Here is a 14285-nt window from a genome sequence, read left to right as displayed (position 1 = left end):
CGTCGTGAATGGGGGTTCATTATAATTAGTTTCTATTTTTCCGTACTGGCCATTAAACCTCTACGTTCCATTTCTTTTTTCAATAATTCAATAAAATCCTGACTCATTTCAAGCGAAACCGCTTCCTTATAAACTGTCATTAATAACTGATCACTTAATATCAACAATCCACTCATTGACGCGCAACCCCCTATTGCTCAGCCGGTTGCACTACAAGCTCAGGATTATTCAAGTGCCCACATAAAAATAATCCTTCATCGCTTCTGATTCCCTATATTGATAATAGACCAAATCTTCTTAAGGTTCAATGAATTTTACAAAATTTTATGAATACGAAAATGCCCTTTCTAATGGGCCAAACATCCTATAAAGACGAAACTATACCTATGAGGTGACATTGACTAAAGAATGCTTTAAATGTCATAAGAAACTTGTGAATTTCGCATTTTTAGATTAAATGGACTTATCATTATAGAACCTAAAAGTTTAAAATATAAAAAATAGTGAATATACTTATATACCATCCTAGAAAGGGTTTTTATCATGCATGTACTAAGTTATGGACAGTTGATGGAGGCTTTTGAAAATGCGGTTAAATTATCTCTAGAGAAAGAATTTATAAAACTATTAGAACTAGAAATTAATGAGAGATCTATGGGGAGTCTATGGGAAGGATATTAACCGAATAGATAATAATTGTAAATTAGATATATAGGAAAGGATACCCACATCATTCATGATACACTAGAAATACGTTCATAATCGCTATTGTAAAATGGTTATATTCTACTATCTGTCAATTAATATAACGGCAACGATTGCCGGGTGATTTGTAGGTTAAGGGGGGATTAAAAATAAAGATGCCAAACAAAGTGATATATAGAGAAATTCAAAAACCACGTTCATTCCTATTTTGGATATTTACTTTATTTTTTTCTATTTTCTTTTGGTATCTGTTCATTCAGCAAATTACTTTAGGAAACCCTGTTGGGAGCAAACCATTTCCAGATGTAATTTTGATTATGTTTTGGTTCACTTTTGGCATTGCTTTACCAATAGTTTTACTATTCTTCACGAAGCTTATAGTAGAAGTTCGGGAGGATGGTCTGTATATTCGATATATGCCTTTTCACTTCGCTATAAACCGTTTTTATTTAAGGATATACACCACTATGAATTCATCACTTATAGCCCATTAAAACGTTTTGGTGGTTGGGGAATTCGGATAAATTTAAAAGGGGAAACAGCTTATATTATGGGCGGAGACAGAGCTATGGAGTTACATAAAAAATGGCAAACAGTGGTGATTGGTACTCGGAACCCAGATGAATTAGAAGAGGCAATAAATTCTTTCACAAAGGAATCTTAGTATTAGAGTGATAGAATCTAATAGATTTATATATTAAAGAAAGCTTGAAACAATGAGAGTCTCCTCGGCTACTCCCTCCACTTGTTTAGCAAATGGAGGGAAAACTTCCTGCTTTATGATTCTTGTTTTGACTCCCCTAACAAATAGCATTGACAGGGAGGTAGGAAAGGGATTATATTAATACTTGTCGATATAATTTTATACCATGATTCCGTAGCTCAGCTGGGAGAGCGCCACCTTGACAGGGTGGAGGTCGTTGGTTCGAGCCCAATCGGAATCATAAAAAAAATGCGTCCTGTCAATTAGATAAGACGCTTTTTTATTTTGACAGTAATTCACGTAATAAGGTTGAGAATCGTAATACAGTTAACGATCTCCTATACTCATACTTGGTAGAAGATAAAGTAATGGGAGATTTTTGAGTCAATCAATATGGGGGACAATTTCTTATGGAAGCCCAGAGAGACCCTCAATTAATGCAGAATATTATAGTCGCTGGAAAGCAAATCAGTGCAAAGTAATAGTAACTTTACAGTTTATACTATGCAGAGTTTCCCTGAACTTAGGTTTCATGTATTAGAAAAACTTTGATTTTAATTGTATGGCTCTATACATCAATCTGGCATCTCTCCCCAATCTTGATCGACGTTTTCCTAATGGTCCGACTCTACGTAGAAAATTTTGATCACAATACTTATGGCCGTATGTTCTATAGCACAGGTCATGTTCCCTACAGATGGAGTCTAATTCATTAATCGGAGCACCCGGACCCGTACAATTCGGTCCACAATAACGATATTTACCAAAACAAGCCATGTTTCTCCCCTCCTCAATCCATTCTTTTATTTTATTCTATGGAAAGAAGAAGGGTCTTGACTGGGGAGTGTGCCTCTACGATTACAAAATAGGTTATTTTAGAGAAATGCGAATTTGCGTTGGCTAACGAATTCGCTAAGTTTGGATTATCATAATAAAAAATGAGGGATCTACATCCCCCATTCACGAAAAATTCTTATTTCTGGACCGTTACGATTTGCAATGGCTAGTCTATTCCAGCAGTTGATCGTAATGATCAGCCCAACTAAATCGAGATATTGCTTTTCATCAAAATGTTTTCGAACTGCTTCATATACATCGTCAGGAACACCATTCACAGAAATTCTCGTTACAGCTTCGGTTAATTCCAATGCTACTTTCTCTCTTTCTGTATAAAAATCTGTTTCTCTCCAAGCACTGAGACAATAGATTCTTTGTTCTGTTTCTCCTAATTTTCTAGCATCCTTTGTGTGCATATCGAGACAATAGGCACAGTTATTAATCTGGGATGCACGAATTTTCACTAATTCTATGAGTTTTTCATCAAATCCTGTCTGCTTCTTGTACGTTTCCAAGTTCGATATGAGCTTAACTAATTCAGGTGCTACCTCCATGTAATCAATTCTTTGTTCCATCGTTTTATCCTCCTTTTTTTGACTTTCACTTATAAGACAAATCAAAGGGAGAATTTGTGACCTATTTCTTTTAATTTTTTTGGGTTCATCACAACATAAATATTTTGGACACCAGTTTTTGAATAATCAAACGCAATCAATTTAGTAGGCATACCTTGTTGTCTTTGAAGGATTCCAATATCTCCGTTTACACGTACTATACTAAACTGCCCTTGAAGGGCCCCTCTTTTATGAATTCCCTGTAGAAATGCAGCCACACGATTTCTATTGAGAATTGGATAGATTGCAGACAATACTTCCCCGCCACCGTCTGAAATAAGCACCACATCTTTAGACAGGTGATTAATGAATCTATCAAAATCACCACTTTTTACTGCATGCAGAAATAAAGAAGCTAATTGGCTCGCTTCCTCCCTAGTTGCTTTGCTTAATTGTTTGTTCTGTTGTAATTTTTGCTTTGCTCTGCTATACACTTTTCTCAAGCTTGTCTCTGATCGATTCAACATTGTAGAAATGCTCTTATAGTCATATACAAGCACGTCACGCAGTATATAAATACATCTCTCCAGCTCCGTGAGCTTATGCAGAAGTACGACAAAAGTATAACGAATGGATTCTTCTTTTAGTAGATTATCTAGTGGCTCATTTACATCACCGGGAACGATGGGTTCTGGAAGCCATGTACCAGGATAAGTTTCTCGTTTTTCACTAGAGGACTGAAGGTGATTCAAGCTTTTATTTGTGGTCATCTTAACAAGGTACGCCTTGGGATCATCAATTGAGGATACATCTATTTTTTCTAACTGAACGAAAACATCTTGAACGATATCCTCAGCATCTTTAATGGAGCCGAGCATACGATAAGCTATGGTGAATAGTAATAGCTTATACTCATGATATAAGTGACTGCGATCCATCTTAATTACCAACTTTCTTCTTTGGAATGATACAAGTCGGTCATGGTTGTTTATGAGCTATTATAACAAATCCAGATATTCTGCTATGAGTTATGCTTGATTTCTTGAACCAAAATAATACTAGAGATCCATAAAAAAAATACTATCCCATAGGTGCTTGGAATAGTATTTTTAAATCAAGAAAGTCTGTATGTTTTCAAAATCTCATTCAATTCCTGGTTAAGCTCTGATAATTGCTCTGCAGACTCTGCTACATTGGCAATAGCTCGAATTTGCTCTTCTACTGAGGAAGTAATTTGCTCCACGGAAGCAGCGGTTTCCTCTGATACTGCGGAGGTATTTTGAATACCCGCTGTAATTTTTGTATTTTGACGAACGACTTCAGCGATTTCCTCTGTTAACACAACGAGTGCATTCGTGGTTGCTGCAATTGATTTCGAAATCGAGCTGAATTGTTTCTCGGTTTGTTGCACATTTGTATTTAACTCAACAGAATAGTTCATCGACTCCGCCATAACCATTACCGTTTTTTCTGTTTCCTCGGAAATGCTGTTTATCACTTCTTGAACTTGATGAGTCGCTTTCGTGGATTGTTCTGCAAGCTTCCGAATTTCGTCCGCTACTACTGAAAATCCTTTTCCATGCTCTCCTGCTCTAGCCGCTTCAATACTCGCATTTAAAGCTAATAAATTTGTTTCCGCTGCAATACTTTCAATGGTAGAAGTAATCCCAGCAATTTCACTTGATTTGTTGTAAAGATTCGTGATTCCAACGCTGATCTTATCTACTGCTTGTTGCGAAAGGTCATTTGATTCTCTTAGTTTACTTACAATTTCTTGACCGTCTGTTGACGCTTTTTCGGAAACGTTGGTGATCTCTCTGATCTTATTCGTTTGCTCATTCATTGTATCGATGGAACGATTTAGGGTTTCAACACTTTGATTGATATCTTCTAAATCGGATGCTTGCGCTTGTGTTCCAGATGCAATTTCCGTAATCGCTCTTCCAACTTCTTCTCCTGTTGCTGAAGTTTCTTCTGATACTGCCGAAAGATCACTCGCAGAATCTAGTAACTGTTTTCCTGTTCCTTGTAGCTTTAGCATAATGTCTTTTAATTGAGATGACATAATATTAAAGGATGTTGCTAATTGTCCGATTTCATCCTTCGATTCTCGGAGCTCTGCAGAAGTAATTTCTCCATGAGCAATTGCTTCTGCTGCCCTCGTAACCTCGTTTAGCGATTTCACTTTCTTTCTGATTGCAAAATAAAAGATTGCCACACTTAAAATCGTAATAAACGTTGTGATGGCAATAATGTACCATTTTAAGTCACCTAATGCCCTAAAAAACTCAGATTGATAAACGGCAATTCCAACATTCCAGTCCCATGGCTCATAATAAGTCATATAGGACATTTTATCTTCAATCGTTCCGGTTTCTTCTCTTTCATCCTCATAAGTCGTATAATGGTCCTCAATATTGTCGCTTTGAGCACCTTTCGTCATATTTTCTCTGTTTGCAGTATCCTCTGGAATTTCCCCAATTGGATTAGATGGATGAACCTGTGTAGAATAGTCGGATCCATATGCTACGATATATCCATCTTCACGATACAAGAACTGTGATTTTTGAAAATCATAACCTTCTTCTCCAGACAATTTTGGTCCGGATAATAACTCTCTGGCTTTTTCTTGTGCTTCCTCTAAGGTTAAATCTCCACTTTCGACTTGATTATTCAATGCATCAAGAGTTGCAATAGACCCACTAACTAAGTGGTTTAAATCCTCTTTCCCCGCATTCAATAGTGCTTCTTTCGATAAATAATAACTAGTAATTCCAACTGCTGTGCCAGTGACTACTGTAATAAGTAATGCTAAGGTAAGCAATTGCAAGAAAATACTATTTCTATTCCATTTCCAGTTTTTCATCAGTCTGATCCCCTTGTACCGTTTTTCTTTTTATATCGGCAACTCTGGCTGTATTTGTATAGAGAAGAGACATTTTATGTTAAAATGAGAATACGTTTTTTATAGAGAAAGATAGGGAATAAAGTCGATAACCTGTCCAAAGGGGTGTATTCATGCAAAGAAAAGGAAAAATGATGGAACATCAGATTGCAAGTAAATACTTAGGTGAGACCATGACGATAAAGTGGTATGTTCCAGAAATGTTTTCTCCGCTTAAATCGTACCATCTTTGCATTATGCAAGATGGGGAGGACTATTTCCGCATCGGAAAAATAGCGACATGGAGTGATCAGCTCCACGAAGATGGGGAAATCGAAGATACGGTATTCGTCGGCATTCATTATAAAGATAAATACGATCGTTTAGACAAATACCACCCAGACGGTACAAAGTTAGAAGCATACATGAATTTTCTCGTCAAAGAAGTCGTGCCGTTTCTAGATGAAGAGATTCCAACGTTTCAAATCGGTGGCAGCCGCACCCTTATGGGAGACTCCATGGCAGGAACCTTTGCGTTAATGGCTGCTTTACGTTACCCGAACACATTTGGGCAAGTGATTATGCAATCCCCATTTGTAAATAAGACGGTTATGGATTCCGTATCTAATGCTAAGTTCTTGGACCAGCTTTCTATTTATCATACGGTAGGGAATCAGGAAACCGAGGTTCAAACTACAAGAGATGGCATTTTAGATTTCATCACACCGAACCGTGAGCTTCATCAACTGCTTGATTCGAAAGGCACGAGTTATGAGTATCATGAGTTTGACGGAAAGCATACGTGGAAATATTGGCAACAAGATATGAAACGTGCCTTGACGACGATGTTTGGTTTTTAACTGGGAATTTTTTGAATAACACCGTCATCATTCGTTCATTTTTGGTATAATAAAACAAACTATAACTTATCGCAATTACCTTAGAATGGGAGGACAAACAGATGAAATATGGAATCGCTATATTTCCATCAAAGAAAATTCAAGATGAAGCTAATTCATTTAGAAAAAGATACGATCCGCACTATGCGCTGGTTCCACCACACGTTACGTTAAAAGAGCCATTTGAACTAGATGAGAATAACCTAAAAGCTGTTACGAAGGAATTACGTGAGATCGCGAATCATACGGCACCTTTTAAACTTGAAATCAAAAAAGTGAGTTCATTTTCACCGGTAACGAATACGATTTACTTAAAAGTTGAGCCGGTTCCAGAATTATTGAATTTAAATGAGCGTCTTCATAGTGGGGATGTTTTACCAAAAGAGCAAACGTACTCCTATGTTCCACATATTACGATTGCTCAAAAGCTATCCCATGACGAATATTCAGATGTATTCGGAAGCTTAAAAATGCAAGAATTTAATTTTGAACAAATGGTAGATCGTTTTCAGCTCATGTACCAATTGGAAAATGGTGCGTGGACGGTGTACGAGACGTTTACACTAGGTAAGGAGTAGGTAGGATGGACGTTCGCATCGTAGAAACAGAAGCAGAAAAGGCGGATGCCTATTCCGTCCGAACACAAGTATTTGTCGAAGAACAAAACGTCCCTCCTGAACTGGAGATCGACGACTTAGAAGACGTAGCCATCCATTTCCTCGGTTATGAGAATGGACTTCCTGTAGCTGCAAGCCGTCTTCGTCTTGTGGAGGACTATGGGAAATTGGAGAGAATTTGTGTCTTAAAGGAATACCGTGGAAAATCCTTTGGAAAAGACATCATCTCACGTATGGAATCCTATATTAGGGATCAAGGATTGCAAAAATCAAAGCTGAACGCACAAACACATGCGGAAGGTTTTTATCAATCGATTGGCTACAATACGATTTCTGGTACGTTTATGGATGCTGGCATTCCACATGTTACGATGATTAAAGAGTTATAACGATTTTTAAGTCCTCCCTTTTGGAGGACTTTTTGATTGTATCTTTTGCAGAAAAAAGGACAAAATACCATAAAGCAAGAACAAATCTCGTTATAAAGGGGTGCATTCCTATTACTCCAGGTTCCATTATTATAGAGACGTTGTTCGGTTTTTTTGCGTTACTTATCATCACAAAGTTACTAGGTAAAACACAGATTACCCAGTTAACTGCGTTTGACTTTATTTCAGCCATGATTTTTGGGGAGCTTGTTGGGAATGTTCTATTTGACGATAAAGCAGGACTTAAAGAAATGGCCCTTGCAGTTTTTTTGTGGGGTGGGCTCTTATATATCATTAATTGGTCTACTCAAAAATTCAAGAAAACTCGGGAGTTGTTTGAAGGAAAGCCTACCTTGATTATTCATCAAGGCAAAATAAGTAAGAAGTCCATGAAAAAAAGTAAGTTAGATATTAATCAACTTATGCACCTGTTGCGTTCCAAAGGGGCATTTTCCATTCAAGAAGTGGAGTACGCGGTATTAGAAACGGATGGGTCCATCTCGATTTTAAAAGCCTCGAACAATCAACCACCAACACGTCAAGATTTAAGTTTGCCAGAACAAAAAGTATCCATCCCCATCATTCTAATAGCAGATGGAGAAGTATTGTGGGATAATGTGAGGGAATCTGGCTTTGATCGCAATTGGCTGGAAAAAAAATTAAAAGAGCAAAAGTACAATTCGGTCAAGGATGTGTTTTTTGCTGAATTTATAGCAGGAGAAGGCTTGTATGTGCAACCATATTAAGCCTTCTCTTTCGTTATAAATTTCCATATGTTGTTTTGGATTTCATGTGTTATTTTTCCTTGACGGATCAAAGCAGTGATATAGCCTGTTACGGCGGTTCGGAATAACAGCCATTGGGATAATTGCTTGGCTTGAATTTCATACTCGCTGCACATTTCACTTACAATTTGTTCATGACTCATTCCGTTTGCTTCATTGGCGATTTGATTTTCCAACCAAACGAGTAGCCCTTCATGGTAATCCATATTGAGTTGGACTGTGTGGTGAAAGTCTTTTTCGTAGATCCCGTGACCTGGAATAGCACCGATGCAGTCCAGTTTCTTGAGTTTTTGGAGGCTTTCTAGTAATTGAAACGCATCGGTAAGAAATGGAATTTTATGTTTATGTAGTTGCTCTTCGCTAAAGTAACTGTCTCCTGCATACAGGATCTCATTGATTAGGATGGCTAACTGGCCATAGCTATGGCCGGGAAGAAGGTATGTCTGAAAAGTGAAATTTCCAATCGTATAGTTCCCTTCTCTGATGACTTTATCAATCCGAATAGGTAAACCTTCTAAGAATTTGTTACGAAGCTCAGGTAATGGGTCATTGCCTGAAAAAAGATAAATGGGCTCTAGGATAGGATTTCTTAGGATCGCTTCTTCTAGCTCAGGAGCTATGGTGAACACTTCATATTTCTCTTGTAAGTAGGCAGCACCACCATAATGATCGGCATGAGCATGGGTTATGAATAAATGCGTAACTGGAAGTTGTTTTTCCTCCAGCTGCCGAATGACCTTTTTCATCGTTGATTTATCGATACCCGCATCTATTAATAGTCCCTCTGATTTCTGATGAACATACCCGATGTTAACTGGACCATGAAAACAATAACAGTTTTCGTGTAGCTGCTGCATGTCCATTTGACCACTCCTTCTTGTCGTTTTACTTTTGAATCATTATAGCACAACGAAAAGCTACGGTTTTGAACAAGTAAAAAGGGCAAGGAACTTCTCCTTGTCCTATAAATGACTTCCCTCTTTATATTCTTTCATTTATATGTTTCCCCACACCAGTTAACTCGGCATAGAGCTGTTCCATCGGTGCATGGTAATACGTTCTCCTTCTTTTTTCACGGTTCGCTACCATTTCTTCAGGTTCTTCCCTTAGTTCATCTAGTTGCTCTTCGAACGGACGATTTCGATCTAACTTCGCCTTATATATTTTTCCAATATGAATCGGGTCTGTCCCTTTTGACGTAATTCTCGTATGGTAATCACTATATTGATAGTTTGGAATTGGAAGCAAGTAGCCCATGATCGAAACCTCCCCTATATACTTTTACTAATATATACCCGTTTTTCAGAAAAGTATGCCTAATTCGAGTGACAGGCACGACCCGAAATTTAGTGAAATGTGTCGAATGAAAAAATGGACAGCTTGGGATGCTGTCCATTCGTTATTATTCTTCGTCTTTGCTACTGCTACTGCTGCTGGATTCTTCCTCTGTAGCTTCAATTTCTCTTTCTCTTCTAAATCCTGGATGATTTGGTGGAAACGGACGAACTGGACGAGGCCGTGGACGTGGTGGTTCAATTCGGACGTTTTCTGCTTCAATCACGAGATCTTTCACATGTATTACTTTTTTCCGTTCAGACATAGGTAGGTTCACTCCTTTTCATAATGCTTGATCGCTATTAGTCTATGTAAATGCCCTATAAAGGTAAGGGACATCCGCCTGTTTTCGATTCATTTTCTAGACGAATGGAATCTTTCTTTCAGATTAAGATGAACGCCCACACAACAAAGACGTACATACATACTCTATTAAAGACTAAGAAGTCAAAATCAATGAAAGGGGAAATGTTGATTATGTCATGCGGAAAAGAATTCAATACAGGTAACTGTGTATGTGATATCCTGAAAGAGATTGCTGATGCACAATCCGATATTATTGAAAATGGTTGTGTAAACTGTGAGCAATCCATCGCTGACTTACTTGGTGATAACACATTACCAATAGCAAACGAACTAGATACTGTTCCTGTACTTCTCTACACTAAAGAAGGTGAACCTTTCAAAGGGTTCGGTGCTGATTATGGCGCAATTAGCGACATCCAAGGAAGCTTCTTCTTCCGTGTTAAGGAAGTAGACGAAGATTGCTGTGCAACTCTAGAATTACTACGCGACCCTAACGATCCTGATGACAATCCAGAATGTCCAGTAGATCAATATACTGGCAACCTAGAAACAACTGGTATTTGCATCACTGTAAATGCTAACTGCTTCTGCCACATCACTTGCCTACCAGCAATCGATGCACTTTAATTCATGACATGTAGAGGGTCTGAACCGATGGTTCAGACCCTTTTCTTGTGAATAAGAATTATGTTTGAATTACTTGTAGTATTTTAACCAAGACAAGAATCTGTCCCTGGGCTGCGATTACTCGTCCCATTGATAACAGTTGGGCAACGTAGGCGAAACCTACGCCTGTAGGCCTCAGACCATACGTGCCCTTACGAAGGATATTCAGACGTTGTCCTTTGGAGAATTGGATATAGTCTGTCATTCATAATATTGGATGCTACCGCTTTTCTTTTAAAATCCTAACAATTGAATATCTGTAATTTCTTCCAATTCCAATTCTAATCGAAATGGTCTTTTCGTAGCTCTCATATAAACGATGTTATCCTTATAATTAGTTATAATCCCTCGATAGGAATTGTCTGCTGTGCTCACCTGACACTTCATTTTCGGCACGTTGGCTGGAAGTCCCATAAAATACTCTACTCTTTCTTTAATGGACAACTCCTTAAACCTTTTTCTTCTCTGACTCTTTGCCTCTTCCTCCACCTCAGATGAAGACGATGATTCCGATTCTTCCTCAACCGGAATGGAGACCACTTGTTTCAATCTTTTTTTTGTAAAATTTTGACTACCGTCATTTTTTGTTTTGTTCCCAGAACCTTTTTTATCTACAGAGCCTTTTTTAGATTTTGGTGTTCGATACTTTACCTGCATTTTAGCAGAAGGTTTCCCTAATTCAGGTTGCTGGATATAGAGCATAGGCTTACGCGAGAATCTTTTACTCATGACCTGGTCATCTCCCCTTTACACTTACTCTTCACATCAGTATATGAAATACAATAGGAGATGTGCCTACTATGGAAAAAAGATAATTCAGGTGGTTCCAGGCACCACCTGAATTATGTCAAAAAAAGTCGAAGAAAAAACGAGCTTGGCTACAGTACCAAACTCGTTTCTTTTTAACTTCTATAGTCCTAAAATGTTAAATCCTGAATCCACGTGGATGATTTCGCCAGTCACTCCACGAGAGAGGTCACTCAATAAATAGTAAGCTGTATCTCCTACTTCCTCTTGTGTCACTGTACGACGAAGTGGTGCTTTCTCTTCAATTTGTTTGAGGACGCTGTTAAAGTCTCCGACCCCTTTTGCTGAAAGCGTACGGATCGGACCAGCAGAAATAGCATTTACACGGATGTTGTGTTTTCCAAGATCATTTGCTAAATATTTCATGCTCGCATCTAAGCCTGCTTTCGCCACACCCATTACGTTGTAGTTTTGCACTACTCTTTCTCCACCAAGGTACGTAAGAGTTACGATTCCGCCACCTTCTGCCATGAGAGGCTGCGCAGCTCTAGTTACAGCGATTAAAGAGTAAGTGCTAATGTTCTGTGATAATAAAAACCCGTCCCGGCTCGTATCAACAAACTCACCTTTTAGATCCTCTTTATCGGCAAATGCGATACAGTGTGCCAAACCGTGAATGACGCCTACATCTTTTTTGATTGCATCGAAAGTGTTTTGAACAGCTGAATCGTCGGTTACATCACACTCATAGAATAAGGCATCCTGCCCTTCTAACGTTTCTACTAAATCTCTAACCGGTTTTTCAAAACGTTCAGATGCATAGGTGAAAATTAAACGAGCTCCCGCTTCATGAAGAGAACGGGCAATTCCCCAAGCAATACTTCGTTTGTTAGCAACACCCATTACAACATATGTACGACCTTCTAAAGAAAATTTCATTCGTCTTCCTCCTCGTATATTATGTTTAGGCCCTCTATTAAGAGCCTTCAATCTTTACAATTTCCCTGCTTTCTATGTCAAAAAGTCTTGGACACCCTGAGATATTTCTAGATAATGGTTTTAGGATCATTTGGGACAATTCTTTCTCCTCCTGTGGCTCGACCACACTTCAAGACTGTTTCCCAGTGTACGTGCGGAACTTCCTACTCGCAGGCTGTGCACCTTGGTATTCGAACCTAGATGTTAGTAGCTCTAGGGCGGCTTTCGAACCAAGGATAGTACTGATACACGAGGTTGCTGATCGGCGTTCACACTAGGGATATCTCAGGGCGTCCAAGAAACAAGTACCAATGATTCTCATTTGAAAGGAGGGTATCCCCCATGAAATTATTTGCTGGATTAGATGTTAGTTCTTTTGATATCAAGGTTTGTTTACTAAATGGTGAAGGAGACAAACTCAGAACCTTCACCGTATCCAATGATTTACCAGGTGCTACAGAATTACGAAATTCTATATTAGAGTGTGTAAAAGGCCAAAAGGTTGATACACTCAAAATCGGTCTTGAGTCTACGTCGGTTTATAGCTTTCATCCATCTATGTTTTTTCATAATGACGAGTCACTCAAGGCACTTGGTACACAAGTTTTTGTTATGAATCCCAAACAGATAAAGAACTTTAAGAAGAGTTATAGCGATATGGACAAAACCGATGAGATTGATGCGTTTGTTATCGCCGATTATCTTCGCTTTGGCCGGGCCAATATGTCTGTTGTTAAAGAGAGCCAATATATAGCGCTCCAACAACTTACACGCTCAAGATATCAACTCGTTCATCAAGTGACAAAAGAAAAGCAGCACTTTCTCCAACACTTGAGTTTCAAATGCAATACCTTTCAAGAGGAAGTGGACTCTTCCGTTTTTGGTAATGCGATGATGGAACTCTTTTTCGAGAAATTTAGCTTGGAAGAACTGTCACAAATGCCATTGGAAGATCTAGCTGCATTCCTTCAAGAGAAAGGGAAAAATCGTTTTGGAGATCCCGAATGTGTAGCGAGATCCATTCAAAAAGCTGTCCGTTCTTCCTATCGATTAGATAAGGTTGTTGAAGATTCTATTGATCTCATCCTTGGCACCACTATTGAAGTGATTCGCACACTTCAGAAACAAATAAAAGAGATTGATAAAGCCATAAAACGAATCATGGCTGGATTAACCGAAACACTTGAAACTATCCCTGGCATTGGACCTGTGTTTTCTGCTGGCATTATTGCTGAAATTGGCCAAATTGAACGCTTTGATGATGAGACAAAGATTGCTAAATACGCGGGCCTCTATTGGCGTAAAAATCAATCAGGACGCTTTACAGCTGAAGATACTTCGCTATCTCGTAATGGGAATCAGTATCTTAGATATTACCTTGTTGAAGCCGCCAACTCGGTAAGAAGACAAGTTCCTGAGTACCAAGAGTATTACGCGAAGAAATACAAAGAAGTACCAAAACACCAACATAAAAGGGCACTCGTCTTAACCGCAAGAAAATTAGTACGTTTGGTTGATGCGCTACTACGCAATCACCAAGTCTACACGTCGAAAAGGAGCGTGAATGAATGAAGCATAACTAGCTTCTAAATCCTTTTCGAAACTCCCAGTAATTTACATATTTTACTGGTCTAGTTTCGTGTTGCCTTTTTTAATAAATTTGGACCTTGATAATCAAATATTTAATTAATTTTGACTTGACATATTACCGCAGGTCTTGAGGGTATGATCTTATCATTTGAAAATTTATACCTTGTTATTAGTACCTGATACTATTTTATCTGATTAACTAGTAAAACTCAATGAATTACCCAGAAAATTAAAAAAGGCTCCTAACAAGG

Annotated in this window: 17 protein-coding genes, 1 tRNA gene, 1 pseudogene and 1 riboswitch; of the genes and pseudogenes, 9 read left to right on the top strand and 10 right to left on the bottom strand. The window is 38.4% G+C overall.

Annotated features, from left to right (window positions below; all coding sequences use genetic code 11):
* Nucleotides 1-32: 32 nt before the first annotated feature.
* Entirely contained in the window at nucleotides 33-176 is a 144-nt protein-coding gene (sda, locus tag KO561_RS06595; RefSeq protein ID WP_331000836.1) for a sporulation histidine kinase inhibitor Sda, read from the bottom strand.
* Nucleotides 177-191: 15 nt separating this feature from the next.
* A riboswitch (cyclic di-GMP riboswitch) is annotated at nucleotides 192-274 on the bottom strand.
* A 269-nt stretch (nucleotides 275-543) separates the two neighbouring features.
* On the opposite strand from sda (KO561_RS06595), the gene sda (KO561_RS06590) reads away from it, so the two are divergent.
* From sda (KO561_RS06590) to KO561_RS06580, 3 genes and pseudogenes are all read left to right on the top strand, one after another.
* Entirely contained in the window at nucleotides 544-681 is a 138-nt protein-coding gene (gene sda / locus KO561_RS06590) for a sporulation histidine kinase inhibitor Sda (protein WP_231096323.1), read from the top strand.
* Between the two features lie 173 nt (nucleotides 682-854).
* Nucleotides 855-1369, top strand: a pseudogene (locus KO561_RS06585) (DUF6141 family protein).
* Between the two features lie 207 nt (nucleotides 1370-1576).
* Nucleotides 1577-1649 (top strand) — tRNA-Val (locus KO561_RS06580).
* A 296-nt stretch (nucleotides 1650-1945) separates the two neighbouring features.
* Here KO561_RS06580 and KO561_RS06575 read toward each other — a convergent pair.
* The 4 genes from KO561_RS06575 to KO561_RS06560 all read right to left on the bottom strand — a co-directional run bounded on the left by KO561_RS06575 (nucleotide 1946) and on the right by KO561_RS06560 (nucleotide 5665).
* Nucleotides 1946-2185, bottom strand: coding sequence for a Parvovirus coat protein VP1-like protein (locus KO561_RS06575; RefSeq protein WP_231096322.1), 240 nt, complete (start codon nucleotides 2183-2185; stop codon nucleotides 1946-1948).
* A gap of 170 nt (nucleotides 2186-2355) precedes the next feature.
* On the bottom strand, nucleotides 2356-2820 hold the full coding sequence (locus KO561_RS06570; RefSeq protein ID WP_231096321.1) for a carboxymuconolactone decarboxylase family protein: 465 nt from the start codon (nucleotides 2818-2820) through the stop codon (nucleotides 2356-2358).
* 41 nt (nucleotides 2821-2861) lie between these two features.
* Nucleotides 2862-3737 (bottom strand): sigma-70 family RNA polymerase sigma factor, encoded by an 876-nt coding sequence (locus KO561_RS06565; protein ID WP_231096320.1) that lies wholly within the window; start codon nucleotides 3735-3737, stop codon nucleotides 2862-2864.
* A gap of 176 nt (nucleotides 3738-3913) precedes the next feature.
* Nucleotides 3914-5665, bottom strand: coding sequence for a methyl-accepting chemotaxis protein (locus tag KO561_RS06560; RefSeq protein ID WP_231096319.1), 1752 nt, complete (start codon nucleotides 5663-5665; stop codon nucleotides 3914-3916).
* Nucleotides 5666-5817: 152 nt separating this feature from the next.
* Between KO561_RS06560 and KO561_RS06555 the strand changes: the two genes are divergently transcribed.
* The 4 genes from KO561_RS06555 to KO561_RS06540 all read left to right on the top strand — a co-directional run bounded on the left by KO561_RS06555 (nucleotide 5818) and on the right by KO561_RS06540 (nucleotide 8373).
* A complete protein-coding gene (locus KO561_RS06555; RefSeq protein WP_231096318.1) occupies nucleotides 5818-6543 on the top strand; it encodes an alpha/beta hydrolase in 726 nt (241 codons plus the stop codon).
* 101 nt (nucleotides 6544-6644) lie between these two features.
* Nucleotides 6645-7160, top strand: a complete 516-nt coding sequence (locus KO561_RS06550; RefSeq protein ID WP_231096317.1) for a YjcG family protein — start codon at nucleotides 6645-6647, stop codon at nucleotides 7158-7160.
* Nucleotides 7161-7165: 5 nt separating this feature from the next.
* Nucleotides 7166-7588 (top strand): GNAT family N-acetyltransferase, encoded by a 423-nt coding sequence (locus tag KO561_RS06545; RefSeq protein WP_231096316.1) that lies wholly within the window; start codon nucleotides 7166-7168, stop codon nucleotides 7586-7588.
* 32 nt (nucleotides 7589-7620) lie between these two features.
* The gene (locus KO561_RS06540; protein WP_331000835.1) at nucleotides 7621-8373 is read left to right on the top strand and encodes a DUF421 domain-containing protein; all 753 of its coding nucleotides are present in this window, start codon (nucleotides 7621-7623) and stop codon (nucleotides 8371-8373) included.
* On the opposite strand, the gene KO561_RS06535 is transcribed toward KO561_RS06540, so the two are convergent.
* The 3 genes from KO561_RS06535 to KO561_RS06525 form a co-directional block, all read right to left on the bottom strand.
* Nucleotides 8370-9275, bottom strand: a complete 906-nt coding sequence (locus tag KO561_RS06535) for an MBL fold metallo-hydrolase (RefSeq protein WP_231096315.1) — start codon at nucleotides 9273-9275, stop codon at nucleotides 8370-8372. The genes KO561_RS06540 and KO561_RS06535 overlap by 4 nt on opposite strands.
* Nucleotides 9276-9393: 118 nt before the next feature.
* Nucleotides 9394-9669 (bottom strand): hypothetical protein, encoded by a 276-nt coding sequence (locus tag KO561_RS06530; RefSeq protein WP_231096314.1) that lies wholly within the window; start codon nucleotides 9667-9669, stop codon nucleotides 9394-9396.
* A 145-nt stretch (nucleotides 9670-9814) separates the two neighbouring features.
* On the bottom strand, nucleotides 9815-10012 hold the full coding sequence (locus tag KO561_RS06525) for a hypothetical protein (RefSeq protein WP_231096313.1): 198 nt from the start codon (nucleotides 10010-10012) through the stop codon (nucleotides 9815-9817).
* A 212-nt stretch (nucleotides 10013-10224) separates the two neighbouring features.
* On the opposite strand from KO561_RS06525, the gene KO561_RS06520 reads away from it, so the two are divergent.
* Complete coding sequence (locus KO561_RS06520; protein ID WP_231097057.1) at nucleotides 10225-10680, top strand: CotY/CotZ family spore coat protein; 456 nt, start codon at nucleotides 10225-10227, stop codon at nucleotides 10678-10680.
* Nucleotides 10681-10953: 273 nt separating this feature from the next.
* On the opposite strand, the gene KO561_RS06515 is transcribed toward KO561_RS06520, so the two are convergent.
* Nucleotides 10954-11448 (bottom strand): CotO family spore coat protein, encoded by a 495-nt coding sequence (locus KO561_RS06515; RefSeq protein ID WP_231096312.1) that lies wholly within the window; start codon nucleotides 11446-11448, stop codon nucleotides 10954-10956.
* 180 nt (nucleotides 11449-11628) lie between these two features.
* Nucleotides 11629-12405, bottom strand: a complete 777-nt coding sequence (gene fabI, locus KO561_RS06510) for an enoyl-ACP reductase FabI (protein ID WP_231096311.1) — start codon at nucleotides 12403-12405, stop codon at nucleotides 11629-11631.
* 381 nt (nucleotides 12406-12786) lie between these two features.
* On the opposite strand from fabI, the gene KO561_RS06505 reads away from it, so the two are divergent.
* Nucleotides 12787-14016: an IS110 family RNA-guided transposase gene (locus tag KO561_RS06505; RefSeq protein WP_231094244.1), complete on the top strand. Its 1230-nt coding sequence runs from the start codon at nucleotides 12787-12789 to the stop codon at nucleotides 14014-14016.
* Nucleotides 14017-14285: the final 269 nt, after the last annotated feature.

The sequence above is a fragment of the Radiobacillus kanasensis genome (genome assembly GCF_021049245.1).
GTDB classification, from domain to species: Bacteria; Bacillota; Bacilli; order Bacillales; family Amphibacillaceae; genus Radiobacillus; species Radiobacillus kanasensis.
Note: the sequence above shows the minus strand (reverse complement) of the source record. Positions and strands in the feature narration are given on the sequence as shown.

What these genes read in the sequence shown, in the direction of transcription:
- sda (WP_231096323.1), top strand. Translation starts at nt 544, where the DNA reads ATGCATGTACTAAGTTATGGACAGTTGATGGAGGCTTTTGAAAATGCG.
- KO561_RS06515 (WP_231096312.1), bottom strand. Translation starts at nt 11,448, where the DNA reads ATGAGTAAAAGATTCTCGCGTAAGCCTATGCTCTATATCCAGCAACCT.
- KO561_RS06555 (WP_231096318.1), top strand. Translation starts at nt 5,818, where the DNA reads ATGCAAAGAAAAGGAAAAATGATGGAACATCAGATTGCAAGTAAATAC.
- KO561_RS06520 (WP_231097057.1), top strand. Translation starts at nt 10,225, where the DNA reads ATGTCATGCGGAAAAGAATTCAATACAGGTAACTGTGTATGTGATATC.
- KO561_RS06530 (WP_231096314.1), bottom strand. Translation starts at nt 9,669, where the DNA reads ATGGGCTACTTGCTTCCAATTCCAAACTATCAATATAGTGATTACCAT.
- sda (WP_331000836.1), bottom strand. Translation starts at nt 176, where the DNA reads ATGAGTGGATTGTTGATATTAAGTGATCAGTTATTAATGACAGTTTAT.
- KO561_RS06525 (WP_231096313.1), bottom strand. Translation starts at nt 10,012, where the DNA reads ATGTCTGAACGGAAAAAAGTAATACATGTGAAAGATCTCGTGATTGAA.
- KO561_RS06575 (WP_231096322.1), bottom strand. Translation starts at nt 2,185, where the DNA reads ATGGCTTGTTTTGGTAAATATCGTTATTGTGGACCGAATTGTACGGGT.
- KO561_RS06570 (WP_231096321.1), bottom strand. Translation starts at nt 2,820, where the DNA reads ATGGAACAAAGAATTGATTACATGGAGGTAGCACCTGAATTAGTTAAG.
- KO561_RS06550 (WP_231096317.1), top strand. Translation starts at nt 6,645, where the DNA reads ATGAAATATGGAATCGCTATATTTCCATCAAAGAAAATTCAAGATGAA.
- KO561_RS06535 (WP_231096315.1), bottom strand. Translation starts at nt 9,275, where the DNA reads ATGGACATGCAGCAGCTACACGAAAACTGTTATTGTTTTCATGGTCCA.
- KO561_RS06545 (WP_231096316.1), top strand. Translation starts at nt 7,166, where the DNA reads ATGGACGTTCGCATCGTAGAAACAGAAGCAGAAAAGGCGGATGCCTAT.
- KO561_RS06560 (WP_231096319.1), bottom strand. Translation starts at nt 5,665, where the DNA reads ATGAAAAACTGGAAATGGAATAGAAATAGTATTTTCTTGCAATTGCTT.
- KO561_RS06565 (WP_231096320.1), bottom strand. Translation starts at nt 3,737, where the DNA reads ATGGATCGCAGTCACTTATATCATGAGTATAAGCTATTACTATTCACC.
- KO561_RS06505 (WP_231094244.1), top strand. Translation starts at nt 12,787, where the DNA reads ATGAAATTATTTGCTGGATTAGATGTTAGTTCTTTTGATATCAAGGTT.
- fabI (WP_231096311.1), bottom strand. Translation starts at nt 12,405, where the DNA reads ATGAAATTTTCTTTAGAAGGTCGTACATATGTTGTAATGGGTGTTGCT.